This window comes from Deinococcus roseus (assembly GCF_014646895.1).
GTDB classification, from domain to species: Bacteria; Deinococcota; Deinococci; order Deinococcales; family Deinococcaceae; genus Deinococcus_C; species Deinococcus_C roseus.
Map to the genome: position 1 here is coordinate 56,060 of NZ_BMOD01000006.1, position 12,897 is coordinate 68,956.

The following is a 12,897-nucleotide window of genomic DNA, read 5'->3' on the forward strand; positions in this document are numbered from 1 at the left end:
ATCAGGCCTCAGGAAGGGTCCGGGGCAACCTGCAAAATGCTTTCGTTTCCCCTCAATACCCGGACCTGAATGCCCTGCTCCATCAAGATGGCGGCACGGCGTTCCAGTTCCTGGATGGCTTCAGGAGGTTTGCCCCAGAGCTTGCGCCCGGTTTCTCCCGGAGCCAGGTAGAACCCTTCAGACAAGACCAGCAGCGTCACCCTTGCAGCCTGTGTACGAACCTGCAAGGCCTGCTCCAAAAGTTGCAGGGGTGCCGTCTGGCTGAGCAGAATCACATTGCTGCCAGATGGCACTTCAGGCACCTGAGATTTTACCTGGGGTTTTTGTTCTTCCGGGTTGTAGCGGGCCAGGAAAAGCAAGCAGGATTCCAGGGTTTTCTCTGAACTGCTCCCATTTCCACTGACACTGACGGTCAGGCCAGACTGCGCAGCTTCCAGCACCAGACTGCTGGCCAGCACCACGGCATGTTCAGTGAAAACCTCACCCACATCTGGGTGCAGATGAATGTGCACATGGCTGGTGGTCATGAATTCCCATTCCCGCACCATGGGGATGCCCCTTTTGGCCGTTTGCAGCCAGTGCAGGCGGTTGATGGGGTCTCCGGGCTGGTAGGGCCGGATGCCCCGCAAACTGGCCACATCTTCCAGTCCCAGCGTGGGGCTGTGTCTGCCATCCAGCAGCAACGGACGGATCAGGTCTGGCAGCAGCAGGGGATGGGGCTGGGGGTAAACCACCACCTCGCTGTGCACAGGAACTTTCAGGGTGCGCCAGAAGAGGCCCAGAGGATCGGCGTAACGCACCGTGACTTCTCCCCAGGAGAAAGATCCCCTTTTCTGGGGCCTGATCTGGGCTTGCAGGTGCACCTGTTCTTTCCCCCAGACCATGCCTTTCCAGTCCAGAAGTCCCTGCAAAACCAGAAAGCGGGGTGGCGCATCCTGAAATTCAATGCGGTAAGGCAGAGTTGCCCCAATGCTGCATTTCAGGGACACCCCAAAAGGAATGCTCAGCCCACTCAAAGGGGCATGTTCCCTCACCATTTCCAGTTGTGGTGGCCTGCGATAAAGCCACCACAGACCAGCCACCAGCAGCAACAGAAACAACAGGGTCATGCTTCTACAGGCACCGGGGTTCTGGAAAGGATGTCTGCAATCACATCCAGCGCCCGGATTCCGCGCAGTCGGGCTTCCAGGCGCACCTGCACCCGGTGGGCCAGCGCAAAAGGAGCCAGCAATTTCAGGTCATCTGGCAAAACAAAACTTCTGCCCTGAATGGCTGCATACGCCTGTGCGCAAGATTGCAAAGCCAGACTGGCCCTTGGGCTGGCCCCCACCTGCAACTCTGGATGCTGGCGGGTGGCCTGCACCAGTTGCACCAGATAATGCCGCAGATCTGCATTGATTTTGATGTGCCGCACTGCTTGCTGGGCCTGCAGCAGTTCCTGGGGTGTGGCCACGGCTGGCAAGGTGTGGATGGGATGCTGGGCCACCAGCTGTTCCAGCATGTGCTGTTCTTCTGCCGCGCTGGGATAACCCACACTGAGCTTCAACAGAAAGCGGTCCAGCTGGGCTTCTGGCAGGCGGTAAGTGCCTTCCTGTTCAATGGGGTTCTGGGTGGCCAGCACATGAAAGGGACTGGGCAGGGCGTGGGTTTTGCCCGATTCTGTGACCTGATGTTCGGCCATGGCTTCCAGCAAGGCGCTCTGGGTTTTGGGGGTGGCCCGGTTGATTTCATCGGCCAGCAGAATCTGGGTGAAGATCGGTCCTGGCTGGAACACAAATTGATGGTCCAGGTACATGCTCACCCCGGTCAGGTCGCTGGGCAGCAAATCGGGTGTGAATTGCACCCGCTTGAAGTCCAGGCCCAGGCTCCGGCTGATGGCACGGGCCAGCATGGTTTTGCCAGTACCGGGAGCATCTTCCAGCAACACATGGCCTCCGGCATAAAGGGCACTCAGGACCAGTTCGGTCACCTGTGCTTTGCCCACCAGTACGGTGCTGACATTGTCCATGATTTTCTGGGAAAACGTTTGAATCATGGTGTTCCTTTCTGGAAATGTTTCTGCAGGTGCATCAGGGCCGTGTGGGCCTGTTCAAAACTGTTCTGATCGGGCAGGTCTCCATAGCGAACCGGCAGGTAGGCTGCGGTGATGGCCTCCACCCAGCCCCGCATTTCAGGGTGCTGCACACCGATCTGAACAGCGTATTCTTTTGGTGTGTTGCTGGGAAGGCGACCCAGACCCTGTGTTGCCATCAGGTCCAGAAAGTCATGGTAAAGCTTGCGCACCCCCTGCAAGGTCACCTGAGCAGGGAGAAGGTGGGCCCTGTGCTGTGCAGGTTCCTGTCTTGCACTTTGACGTCCAGATCGTGCTTTCCACAGGATCCAGCCTGCCAGCCCCACAGGGATCAAAAAAGGCCACCAGGGGAAACCTGCATTGTTTTGCTCAGGCTTGGCAGGAAGGTCAGCAGGTTCTGGGGGTGCTGCCAGCTCTTTTGGTTCAGGTTGCAAATGTTCGGGAGGTCGGAACCTGTCTTCCACAACTGCACCTTCTCCAGAAGCACTTTTGCGGTTGTAGAGCTGGCTGTAGACCACTGCAGCAGCCAGGACGCTCAGCAGGGCCAGCATCAGCAACAGATCTGAAAGGCTGCGATGCCGCTTGCTGGACACGTTTCCCATCAGGAGCAACCCGACAGTGAACAGCAGAAGAAAAGAGAACAGCACAAGCTGCTGGACGCCCCAAAGCCCTGTGATGCGAGGCATGGTGTTTCTGGAAGCAGGAGCATTCTGGGCGTCTGGGCCTGCAGGCGCTTCTGAGGCCTCCACTCCTGATGGTTCAGCTGGTTGGTTCAAGGACTCGGGCTGCCAGATGCGGAAATTCAGTTGCTGGGCCAGCCAGCGTGTGGGAGGAGCAGGCAGCAGGGTGGTCAGGGGAATCAGCATTATGAGCACACCTGCCATCAGCAGGGGAATGCGGCCCGGGCGGCTGTTCATAGTGTTCTTTTCTGAACGGGCAAGGGCAGCACAGAACAGCCCCACTGTGCCCATCATGGAGGGAAAAGCCGCCCACAACAGGGCCAGGCCCACCAGGGAAGGAAGGCTGCCCTGCAAGATGTTGTGGCTCAGCCGGACCAGCAGCCATCCTGAAAACGCAGCAACCAGAAAAGCTCCGCTCATGCGCAGAGGATCCGGGTAAAGCAAAGCAGCGGGCAGGAGGGCAGCCACCACAGGCAGAGAGCCATACAAATGCAGGTGCTCTGGGTGAAACCTCTGCAGAAACAGGCCCACCAGCACCAGCATCCAGGGGAGCCACCAGGGCTCCAGCCAGCCCGCACCCACCAGCGGAACAAGCACAGCCAGATGGGTCCAGGACAGATTCCAGCGCTGTGTGTTTTGCATTCATCCCCCATGATCTTTCAAAAACCAACACATTGGATACAGCATTATGGCATGTGGGTGCAGCAGCGCACAGGTCTGGCTGCCTCAGAGAAATTTTTTCCAGTTTCCAGAAGTCAGCAGATTCACATGGCGCACCATGTCCAGCCAGCGGCTCATGGGCCGTTCGGCCCAGCTCACCTCTTTCAGGGCAGGACGGGGGATCAGGAAGCACAGGTGTTGCAGGTTCATCAGCAAAATGCGGGCTTCGGCGGTTTCATCGTCTGGCAAAGGCTGAATTTTGCGGTAGGCTTCCAGCATGTTCTGGCTGGCTTGCAGCGGCACCCCCACCAGATCGTGGGCAGGATCTCCCCATCCGCAGGCTCCCCAGTCGATCAGGGCAGCAAATTCCCCCTTGCTGTCCACCATCACATTGGTGCCCTGCATGTCCCCATGTCGGAAGGTGTGGTGTTCTGGCGGCAAGACATACGGCTTGAGCCGGGCCACCCAGCTTTGCAACCAGCGGGCTTCTTCCAGCGTGAAATGCCCATCGGTGGCAAAGCCTTCAATCCAGTCTTCGGGAGATCCCACATCTTCAAGGTGCAGCCCCTGGACTGCAGTGGGATCCGGCAGATGATGCACCTTGACCAGTTCACGTCCCACCTGTTCCCAGACCTCAGCATTTTCTGCAGGGGAACGCTGCAGGGATTCCAGATTCACCCCATTCACTTTTTCATAAATGCTGTACGGTACGGGCAGAATCTGCAAAGAGCCATCAAAAAACCGCAGCTCAGGGGTGGTCACTCCGGCAGCAGTCAAGGCGGGGACAGCCACAGATTCCTTGGTCAGGGCCTCAATGAACGGCGGGGCATTTCTGGGAATGCGCAGGATCCACTTTCCTCCCAGGTCGTACACCCGATTGAAAATCCCGGTCTGGGGAAGGGGGGTGATGTCCAGTCCAGCCAGTTGATGCTGCTCCAGCAGAGATTGCAGGATTTCAGGGGTCAGGTCAGGAAAATCAGGCAATTGCAAATGAACCTCCAGAAGTGCAGTTCAAAAGGACTGCTTCAGGTTTCAGGAGCATCATTCACCACCACACCCAGCAAATGGGCCAGTTCGGGAAGCTGGGCGGTTTCAATGATGGCTCCCTGCAGGTTTTGCACCTGCACCCGAAAGCCAGAAAGCGTACTGCCCCTCAGGTCGGTTTCTTCCAGTTTGCATTCCCTGAGGTTGGTTTTGCTGAGGGTGCAGTTCCTGAAAACAGCCTTGCTGAGGTCCACCCGGTCAAAGCTGGCATCTGTGAAGTTGGTGTCCTTGAAGTGGGCCTGCTTGAAATTGCCCTGCCAGAAACTGAGTCGGGCATCACAGCCCTCCAGAATCAGATGGGCAGATTCCAGGCCTGTGAACTGGGCTCCCAGCAGCCTGCACTGGTACATGCGGATGCGAGTCAGGCCGGCTTCATGCCACCTGAGGCCCGACAGATTGCAGTGTTCCATCAGCACATCTTGCATGCGGGTCCATTCCCAGAGGGTTTCACTCAGGTCGCTGTCCTGAAAGAGCACCCCCTGAAAAGTCACCCCATGCACTTCGGTGCCAGACCAGTCGGTTTCCAGCAGCAAAGATGCATAACTGCTTTCTGAGAGCAGGTCGGGGGCATCGGGATTCAGTTTTTTGGGCAATTTGGGGAGGGTCAGTCTGGTCATGGTGGTTTCAGATGAAGCAGAAATGGGGTTCTCTGTTCCACTGTAACTGAATTTTTTGCCGGAGCTGTCAGGTTTGCAGAAGATGAGAGGTTTATACTGAAAGGGCACCAACCGGAGGAAAACATGAAAAAAGCTGTTTTGTTGCTGTCCACTTTTGCTGTTCTGGGGCTGGGATCTGCTCTGGCTGCTGCACCCGAAGACAACCTTGCTGGCACAGAGCTGTGCATCGACAACAACTCCTTCACTGCGCAGGTGGGCAGCCTGGGAACCACCTCCCAGAAAGTGGCGCAGGGACTGTATGACTATTTTGTGGCCACCGCCACTGCCAGCAAGATTCCCTTCAAAGAGATGGGAGACCAGTCTTGTGTGAATTGGGCCGTGAATTTTGCTGTGGAAGCCACCAACGGCAACCCCAGGGCCTGGGTCACCACCCTGACGGTCAGTGATGATGGGGCTTATGCCAGCCTGAACAAGGACGATCTGTACACCTATCCTGTGGTGATCTGGTGGGATTATTACTTCGGATACTCTGCCAGCAACGATGGTCTGGGACAGTACCTCATTGATGGAGGCAAAGAGCTGATTGATGAACTGCTGGAAGCCTACATCAAGGTGAATTGATTCAGCGGCACACCCAGCGGTACACAAGGGAAAGACCCCCAACTGGGGGTCTTTCCCTTGTCTGTTACTTCTGAGCAGCCTGATTCAACTGGTCTTTAAACCTGATGGCCGCCTGCACTGCTGCCTCCACACCCAGGTCTGCACTGGCGTACTGGATGCCTCTGGAGGCACTGACCACGGCACCAGAACCGTCTTCATGGAAAGCATCTACCAGATCTTCTGCTTTTGCCCCCTGAGCCCCCAGGCCGGGCAACAGCAGGGTGGCTCTGGGCATCAGATCCCGGAACTTTTTCAGTTCTGCCGGGTGGGTGGCTCCCACCACTGCCCCCACACTGCTGAGCCCTTCTCCTTCTTCTGCACCCAGGCTGTCCAGGGCTTTTGCCACCACTTCGGCCAGCAGGCCATCCGGGGTGGAAAGGTCCTGCAGGTCTTTTGATCCAGGATTGGAGGTTTTGACCAGCACAAAGACCCCGCCTCCATTTTTGCGCCCTGCATCCACAAAGGGCCTGAGGGTTTCAAAACCCAGGTAGGGATTGACGGTCAGGGCATTTCCGGCGTGCTCTCCGGTCATCCAGGCCTGGGCGTAGGCTTCTGCAGTGCTGCCAATGTCTCCGCGTTTGGCGTCCAGCAGCACAGGCAAGTCCAGGGTGCGGGCCAGTCGCATCAGTTCGATCATGAATTCAATGCCCTGCAGGCCCATGGCTTCATAAAAAGCGGCCTGGGGTTTCACACAGGCCGCGTGGGGAGCAACACCTTCCAGCACCGCCAGCGTTTGCCTTTTCATCTGTTCAAAACTGCCGTGTGCAGCCAGCCTCGGGTCCAGGCCCAGGCACAGGCGGGTGTTCTGTTTTTCGCTTCGTTCCCTCAGTCTCTGCTGAAACACAATGTCCTCCACACTGCTCTGAAAGGTCCAGCCTCTCAGGAATCAACACAGGATAACCCCTGCTGCAGATTTCAGGGCATAAAGTCTAAACGGGTGCAGATCGTTTTTCCTCTGGACAAACTCACCCCCGATCTGGAAATTCGCGTTATAAAGAACGCATGACCTCGAGACCCCTGAATGTGAAGCCCCTGAATGTGGCCCTGCTCGGGTACGGATTTGCAGGCAAGACCTTTCATGCACCCCTGATTGCCAGCGTGCCAGAGCTGAAATTGCATGTGGTGTCCTCCAGTCAACCTGAAAAAGTGCATGTGGATTTCCCGGATGCTGTGGTGGAAACAGATCCCTATGTTGCCCTTGCCAGAGAGGATGTGGATCTGGTGGTGATCGCCACCCCCAACACCACCCACTTTGATCTGGCCAAAGCGGCTTTGCTGGCAGGTAAACACGTGGTCGTGGACAAGCCTTTCACTTTGACCACCGTGGAGGCCAGAGAACTGGACACCCTGGCAGCCCGCTCTGAACTCCTGCTCTCGGTGTTTCACAACCGGCGCTGGGATGCAGATTTCCTGACCTTAAAGCAGCTTGTTGCAGAGGGCACCCTGGGACGCATTGTGCATTTTGAATCCCATTTTGACCGTTACCGTCCCAGTGTGGTGAACCGCTGGCGGGAACAGGATTTGCCCGGAAGTGGTTTGTGGTACGACCTCGGACCGCACGTGCTGGATCAGGCGGTGCAGCTTTTTGGCTGGCCTGAAACCCTGCAGGCAGATCTGGCGGTGCAGCGCGATGGAGGTCAGGCCACTGACTTTTTCCATGTGACGCTGGGTTACGGTTCCCTCAGGGTCATTTTGCATGGTTCCATGCTGGTGGCTGCGCCCAATCCCAGGTTCATCGTGCATGGAGCGTCTGGAAGTTACATCAAATATGGGCTGGACACCCAGGAAAGTGCCCTCAAAGCAGGAGACAAGCCCGGAGATCCCAACTGGGGCCATGACCCTGAAAAAGGCACCCTCTACACCCAGCAAGACGGCCAGATCCAGCAGCAAACCGCAGAAAACCAGAGCGGCACATACCAGACCTACTATCAGGGCATCGCTTCAGCTTTGCAGCAAGATGCTTTCAATCCAGTGACCGCAGAGCAGGCCATCTGGGTGATGGAACTGTTGGAACGTGCAGAGGAATCTGCCCAGACGGGAAGCCGTCTGGTACTCGAAAGGAAAACCCCATGAATTTGCAAACCGACATCCAGCGCATCCAGCAGCAGGAAGAAACCCTGCGCTTCGAGGCTTTCGATTTTGACACCGCCTGGGAACTGGGCAACGCCATCCGGGAAATTGCCCTGCAGGAAGGCAAAGGGGTGGTCATTGACATCCATCGCTTGGATGGCCTGCAACTGTTCTTCACAGCCCTCCCTGGCACCAACCCCGACAACCTGAACTGGGTGCGCAGAAAAGCCAATGTGGTCAGGCACTTCCAGAAAAGCTCTTATCAGATCGGTCAGGACCTCAAGGCCAGAAACACCACCGTCACCGAAGCCCACGGTCTGTCTGATGCGGACCACGCCACCCACGGAGGCGCTTTCCCCATCGTGCTGAAAACAGGGGAGATGGTCGGGGTGGTCACGGTTTCTGGTGTTCCCCAGCGGGAAGACCATGCTCTGGTGGTCAAGGGGCTGTGCAAGGTGCTGGATCAGGACCATGACACCCTGAAACTGGATTGAGCGAACCGATTTGAGCAAGCACAAAAAAACAGCCCCTGAATTTCAGGGGCTGTTCTGATTTGAGGTTTAAGCGCTGGCGAGAGCGTTTTTGGCGGTGGTCACCAGACCGGCGAACACCTGGGGTTCACGGGCGGCGATGTCGGCCAGGATTTTGCGGTCCAGGGCGATGCCAGCTTTTTTCAGACCGAACATCAGGCTGGAGTAGCTGATGTCGTTGAGGCGAGCGGCAGCGTTGATGCGCTGGATCCACAGGCGACGGAAGTCGCGCTTCTTGTTGCGACGGTCGCGGTATTCGTAGGTGGCTGCGTTCAGCAGGGTCTGGAAGGCGTTCTTGTACTGCTTGGAGCGTGAACCCCAGAAGCCTTTGGCGCGTTTCAGAACCTTCTTGTGACGGCGGCGGCGGATGATACCAGTCTTGGCGCGTGGCATTAGTTGCGTCCTCCGGGGAACATGAGTTTCATGCGGGCCCACTCACTCTTGGCCAGCACAAATCCGGTGCCTTTGTTGGCGATTTCTTTGCCAGATTTGCCGGTGTTCTGGTGGCGCTTGCCACTTTTGAACGCCATGACTTTGCCGGTTGCAGTCACTTTGATGCGACGCACAGCAGCCTTTTTGGTCTTTTGCTTGGGCATTTTAAAGTCCTCCTGAGGTTTTCCCCTTGGGGTAAACCTGGAAGTCCGGTCGCAGGCCTTTCAGCTTGCAGTGTTCCCGGCTTCACTTCAGCCTTATGAATATACTTGAAAGTCTCCCATTTGTCAAAAAATCCTGGTGCAGCACCGTGAAACCGCTGGACCTGCAGGGGGTGAACCTGCAGGAACGGGAACGCCATGAAAAGTGAAACCGTAACACTTCCCAAAGACCCGCCCCATTGGGCAGGGTACAACAGGAGGCAAGATGAGCAGTTTTTCCGCGGGTTCTTTTTCCATTGGTTCTTTCATTGGCTCCCATTCCCATTCGCACCGCCGCCACCGCAGGCACAGGCACCACCGCCGCAGAGGATGCCTGAATCTGGGCATCGGTTGTGCCGTTTATGCGGGCATTTTCATGGTGGGTGCATCCTGGATCACCTGGTGGGTGGTCAGCTGAGCACCCTGCTGCAACGTCTGGGGGTGGTGGGTGAAGTGGTACGCAGTTTGCTGGGCCAATCTGAACCCATCACCTGTCCAGTCATGCTGAAACCCGCCCTGAAAGCGGTGTGGCCAGACCTGAAAAGCATGGAAGTCTGGAAATTCGGAGAAGGGGAGCGGGCAGATTATGCTTCGGTCCGTCTGGAACGCGCAGGAGGCAGTGAAGAGGTTTTTGTGAAGTACCGTCCCATGTGGGATTTCAGCCCCAGACACCACCAGCGGTTCCTCAATGAGATCCTATATTTGCGTGAATTTGCTCCCCTGGTGAACATTCCCCATGCTGCCCTGAAAGGTGCACAGCACAACAGCCAGACCTTCAAAGCCCACTTGATCCTGGAAAACCTGGAAAGCCGCTGCATGCAGTGGTCTGACCTTCCCGAACCCGAGCGTTTTGCACGGGTGAACAGGGTGGTGGAATTGCTGGCCAGCTTTCATGCCCAGTGGATGTTGCATCCCAGCCTGAAGAAACATCCCAGTCACCCCTGGGGAGACCATTTGCCCAGACTGTTGCAGAAACACCGCACTGCCCTGAAACAGCCTCCAGAAGGCATCGCTGCAGAAATGCGAAACACCGTTTTGCAACTTCTGGAACCAGGACGTCTAGAAGAAATTTATGCACCTGCACGCCACATCACCCTCTGCCATGGGGATTTTCATTTTGGGCAGGTGCTGGTGGACCGCCTGAACCGGGACCGCCTGTACCTGATCGATTATGAACACACGGCAGTCACGCCCCTGGGATTTGACCTCGCCCATTTCCTGGGGGTGAGGTTCAACTGGTTTGAACGCACCCATCTGGAAGCTGCATTGCTGGACGGCTATCTGCACGCTTTACAGCAGCATGGGGTTTTGCTTTCCAGAGAAGAACTGCTGCAGGAATACCGTGTGGGATTGCTGCACAATTTTTTGTTGATGTGGTCCCGCTGCCAAAAAGAGCCCATTCCCATGTTTCATGAGCTGTTGCAGCGCCTGTGGGTGGCTTTGCAAGAACATCAGGTTTTGCAGCCTGCTGCTGTCTTGCGGTAAGCTTCTAAAAATGCAGACGTACCAGCTGGACCTTCTCGAAGGCCTGACCCCCTTCGTGCTGAATGAACTGAAACCCCTGAATGCCAGAATCCTGACCAAAGGCAAGGACTTCTTGCGCATTGCTTTTCCTGGGAAACCCCTTCCACTGTTGCAGCTCAGAACTGTGGTGGCAGTGTCCAGAATTGAGCAGTTTGAGGTGCCCAGACCCAAAGCCTTGCTGGGCCACCAGCACCTCACCCGACTGCTCAGCATCATTCAGGACACCCAGAAACTGGGGGTTTTCTCTTCTTTCCGTTTTGCAGCTGCAGGCAGTGATTCCAGTGTGTTTCAGCGGTTGGCAGAGGAGATCAGCAAGCAGAGCAAACTGAAACACGACCCGGAAGAAGGTGAACTGGTTTTGCGGTTCCTGAAGGCAGGAGCAGGCTGGGAAGTGCTGGTTCGCCTGTCCCCCAGACCGCTTTCTGCCCGGCCCTGGCGGGTGGCCAACATGGAAGGAGGCCTCAACGCCACCGTGGCTTCTGCCATGCTGCAACTCGCCCACATTGAAAAACATGATGTGGTGTACAACCCAATGTGTGGCTCGGGAACCCTGATGATCGAATGCGGTCTGATTTACGGCAACAGGAAGGTGTCAGGCTGTGATCTGGATTTCGAGCACGTGGGATTTGCACAGGTCAACCTGCAGGCTGCAGGGCTGGATTTCCCTGTGGAACTGGCAGATGCCACCCATCTGGACCAGCCAGCGCAAAGTGTGGATGTGATTGTCTGCGACCTCCCCTGGGGAGACAACGTGGGCAGCAACACCGGCAACCTTTCGCTGTACCCCGAATTCTTCCGTGAGATGACCCGCATTGCCACGCCCGGAGCACGCATGGTGCTGATTTCCCACGAGGTCAAACTGATGGACCGTCTGGTCAAAGGCCAGACAGACTGGAAACTGCTCCGGGAAGACCGGGTGTACCATGGCGGGCATTTCCCCCGCATTTACACCTTCAACCGTTCACTCTGACTCAGGTCGAAAGCAGAACAGCAGGGGTTGTGCGGATCCCTGCTGTTCTGCTGTTTGAAGCATTTAATCTTCCAGTTCGATTTCAAATTTTCCGCTGTTTCCCTCGCGCTTGACGGTCAGGCGAACCAGGTTGTTCTCGTATTTGTAGGCGGCTTCCACACGGTTGGGACGGGTTTCCATGCCAGCTCGGATCCAGCCTTTCTTCTTGAACTGGCTGTCATAGTGCTGAAAAACATCATCCAGGTCCCGTTTGCCCAGGCTGAACTCCACTTTGTTGGCTTTGACTTTGACATTGCTTGCGCCTTCAGGCAGGGTGTAATCCCCCAGGTTTGTGCTGGGTGGGGTTTTGGGCTGTGCCACCACAGTCTGGGGCACGGTCTGGGGTCTGGGTTGCACCGAAGTCTGGGTGGTGACGGTGCAGGCCGAAATCAGGGTGGAAAGAACCAGAAAAACCACAGCATGTTTCATGTCTGCATGTTAACAGTACATGAGAAACAGCGCAGCAGATGGACAGTTGAGGGATTTCTCACCTGACAGTCAGTTCTGCAACAAAAAATCCTCCCGCAAGGGAGGACCAAACAACCCGGAGGGCTCAGGCTTCCGAGGCAACGGTCTCGGTAACCGTGTCAGAATCTTTATCGGAGTCCTTTTTCTTGACCTTGCCCGGGACAGGCGCAACGATCATGTTCATGTCCATGCCAGCAATCGAAGGAGAACCTTCGGGGGTTCCAATGTCTTTGATGGCTTCTGCAACCCGTTCCAGGATGCGTTCACCCAGTTCGGGGTGGGTGCGTTCGCGGCCACGGAACATGATGGTGACCTTGACTTTGTTGCCTTCTTCCAGGAAGCGGCGCACGTGGTTGGTTTTGGTGTTGAAGTCGTTGTCATCGATTTTAATGCGGAATTTGATCGACTTGACTTCCTGGGTGCGTGCACGACGGCGGTTGTCTTTTTCGTTCTGTTGTTGCTCATAACGAAAACGCCCGTAATCCATGAGTTTACAGACCGGGGGAACAGCAGTAGCGCCAACCATCACCAGATCCAGGCCTTTTTCCTGGGCGACACGCAGGGCTTCCCTGGTATCGATGATGCCAACTTGGCCGCCCTCGTCATCAATCAAACGGACTTGCCGAACCCGAATCTGCTCATTGATCTTGTGCTCTTTAGAAATTACAACCACCTCCAGCACGCCCCGTTCTCGGGGATCGTGGACATTCTGGGTAGGAACATCAAATCTTATTTTACACCACTTGCGCAAGGTTCGCCTATGCTGTAAGGCTCAAAGACCTGCTTCCTGTCTGCCTCATCCAGCTTTTTTTCCTCTCTGCAGCGCTTCTTTAGCGTATGCTTATTCTGCTTTGCGCAGCTTTTCATGTCACCGGGGAAAACCCTGACCTGGATGGTCGTGCCAGAAAATCTGGAAACAGGTTGCCAGAAAC

Annotated in this window: 16 protein-coding genes; 6 read left to right on the top strand and 10 right to left on the bottom strand. The window is 56.2% G+C overall.

Going from position 1 to position 12,897, the window contains the following annotated elements:
• Positions 1-8: 8 nt before the first annotated feature.
• From IEY52_RS10165 to IEY52_RS10185, 5 genes are all read right to left on the bottom strand, one after another.
• Positions 9-1,109 (bottom strand): DUF58 domain-containing protein, encoded by a 1,101-nt coding sequence (locus IEY52_RS10165; protein ID WP_189002576.1) that lies wholly within the window; start codon positions 1,107-1,109, stop codon positions 9-11.
• The gene (locus IEY52_RS10170; protein ID WP_189002577.1) at positions 1,106-2,035 is read right to left on the bottom strand and encodes an AAA family ATPase; all 930 of its coding nucleotides are present in this window, start codon (positions 2,033-2,035) and stop codon (positions 1,106-1,108) included. Before IEY52_RS10170 ends, IEY52_RS10165 begins: the two co-directional genes overlap by 4 nt.
• On the bottom strand, positions 2,032-3,393 hold the full coding sequence (locus IEY52_RS10175; protein ID WP_189002578.1) for a DUF4129 domain-containing protein: 1,362 nt from the start codon (positions 3,391-3,393) through the stop codon (positions 2,032-2,034). Before IEY52_RS10175 ends, IEY52_RS10170 begins: the two co-directional genes overlap by 4 nt.
• Positions 3,394-3,477: 84 nt before the next feature.
• Entirely contained in the window at positions 3,478-4,401 is a 924-nt protein-coding gene (locus IEY52_RS10180; RefSeq protein WP_189002579.1) for a phosphotransferase family protein, read from the bottom strand.
• 35 nt (positions 4,402-4,436) lie between these two features.
• Positions 4,437-5,072, bottom strand: coding sequence for a pentapeptide repeat-containing protein (locus IEY52_RS10185; RefSeq protein WP_189002580.1), 636 nt, complete (start codon positions 5,070-5,072; stop codon positions 4,437-4,439).
• Positions 5,073-5,195: 123 nt separating this feature from the next.
• Between IEY52_RS10185 and IEY52_RS10190 the strand changes: the two genes are divergently transcribed.
• The gene (locus tag IEY52_RS10190) at positions 5,196-5,693 is read left to right on the top strand and encodes a hypothetical protein (RefSeq protein WP_189002581.1); all 498 of its coding nucleotides are present in this window, start codon (positions 5,196-5,198) and stop codon (positions 5,691-5,693) included.
• A 64-nt stretch (positions 5,694-5,757) separates the two neighbouring features.
• Here the strand turns inward: IEY52_RS10190 and pyrF are convergent, their stop codons facing one another.
• Complete coding sequence (gene pyrF / locus IEY52_RS10195) at positions 5,758-6,576, bottom strand: orotidine-5'-phosphate decarboxylase (protein WP_373289851.1); 819 nt, start codon at positions 6,574-6,576, stop codon at positions 5,758-5,760.
• Between the two features lie 158 nt (positions 6,577-6,734).
• On the opposite strand from pyrF, the gene IEY52_RS10200 reads away from it, so the two are divergent.
• Positions 6,735-7,805, top strand: coding sequence for an oxidoreductase (locus tag IEY52_RS10200; protein WP_189002582.1), 1,071 nt, complete (start codon positions 6,735-6,737; stop codon positions 7,803-7,805).
• A complete protein-coding gene (locus IEY52_RS10205) occupies positions 7,802-8,296 on the top strand; it encodes a heme-degrading domain-containing protein (RefSeq protein ID WP_189002583.1) in 495 nt (164 codons plus the stop codon). The genes IEY52_RS10200 and IEY52_RS10205 overlap by 4 nt, the downstream gene beginning before the upstream one ends.
• A gap of 66 nt (positions 8,297-8,362) precedes the next feature.
• Here the strand turns inward: IEY52_RS10205 and rplT are convergent, their stop codons facing one another.
• Together rplT and rpmI are read right to left on the bottom strand one after the other, a co-directional pair.
• Positions 8,363-8,725 carry a 50S ribosomal protein L20 gene (gene rplT / locus IEY52_RS10210; RefSeq protein ID WP_189002584.1) on the bottom strand — a complete coding sequence of 121 codons (363 nt, stop codon included), beginning with the start codon at positions 8,723-8,725 and terminating at the stop codon, positions 8,363-8,365.
• Positions 8,725-8,928, bottom strand: a complete 204-nt coding sequence (rpmI, locus tag IEY52_RS10215; RefSeq protein WP_146888349.1) for a 50S ribosomal protein L35 — start codon at positions 8,926-8,928, stop codon at positions 8,725-8,727. The genes rplT and rpmI overlap by 1 nt, the downstream gene beginning before the upstream one ends.
• Before the next feature lie 262 nt (positions 8,929-9,190).
• Between rpmI and IEY52_RS10220 the strand changes: the two genes are divergently transcribed.
• Genes IEY52_RS10220 through IEY52_RS10230 form a run of 3 tightly spaced genes read left to right on the top strand, consistent with a single transcriptional unit; the run spans position 9,191 to position 11,458 of the window.
• Positions 9,191-9,382 (top strand): hypothetical protein, encoded by a 192-nt coding sequence (locus IEY52_RS10220; RefSeq protein ID WP_189002585.1) that lies wholly within the window; start codon positions 9,191-9,193, stop codon positions 9,380-9,382.
• Positions 9,367-10,449: a phosphotransferase family protein gene (locus IEY52_RS10225; RefSeq protein ID WP_189002586.1), complete on the top strand. Its 1,083-nt coding sequence runs from the start codon at positions 9,367-9,369 to the stop codon at positions 10,447-10,449. Before IEY52_RS10220 ends, IEY52_RS10225 begins: the two co-directional genes overlap by 16 nt.
• Before the next feature lie 10 nt (positions 10,450-10,459).
• Positions 10,460-11,458 carry a methyltransferase domain-containing protein gene (locus IEY52_RS10230; protein WP_189002587.1) on the top strand — a complete coding sequence of 333 codons (999 nt, stop codon included), beginning with the start codon at positions 10,460-10,462 and terminating at the stop codon, positions 11,456-11,458.
• A 63-nt stretch (positions 11,459-11,521) separates the two neighbouring features.
• On the opposite strand, the gene IEY52_RS10235 is transcribed toward IEY52_RS10230, so the two are convergent.
• Together IEY52_RS10235 and infC are read right to left on the bottom strand one after the other, a co-directional pair.
• Entirely contained in the window at positions 11,522-11,926 is a 405-nt protein-coding gene (locus IEY52_RS10235; protein WP_189002588.1) for a hypothetical protein, read from the bottom strand.
• A gap of 124 nt (positions 11,927-12,050) precedes the next feature.
• Positions 12,051-12,638 (bottom strand): translation initiation factor IF-3, encoded by a 588-nt coding sequence (gene infC / locus IEY52_RS10240; protein ID WP_189002717.1) that lies wholly within the window; start codon positions 12,636-12,638, stop codon positions 12,051-12,053.
• Between the last annotated feature and the right edge of the window lie 259 nt (positions 12,639-12,897).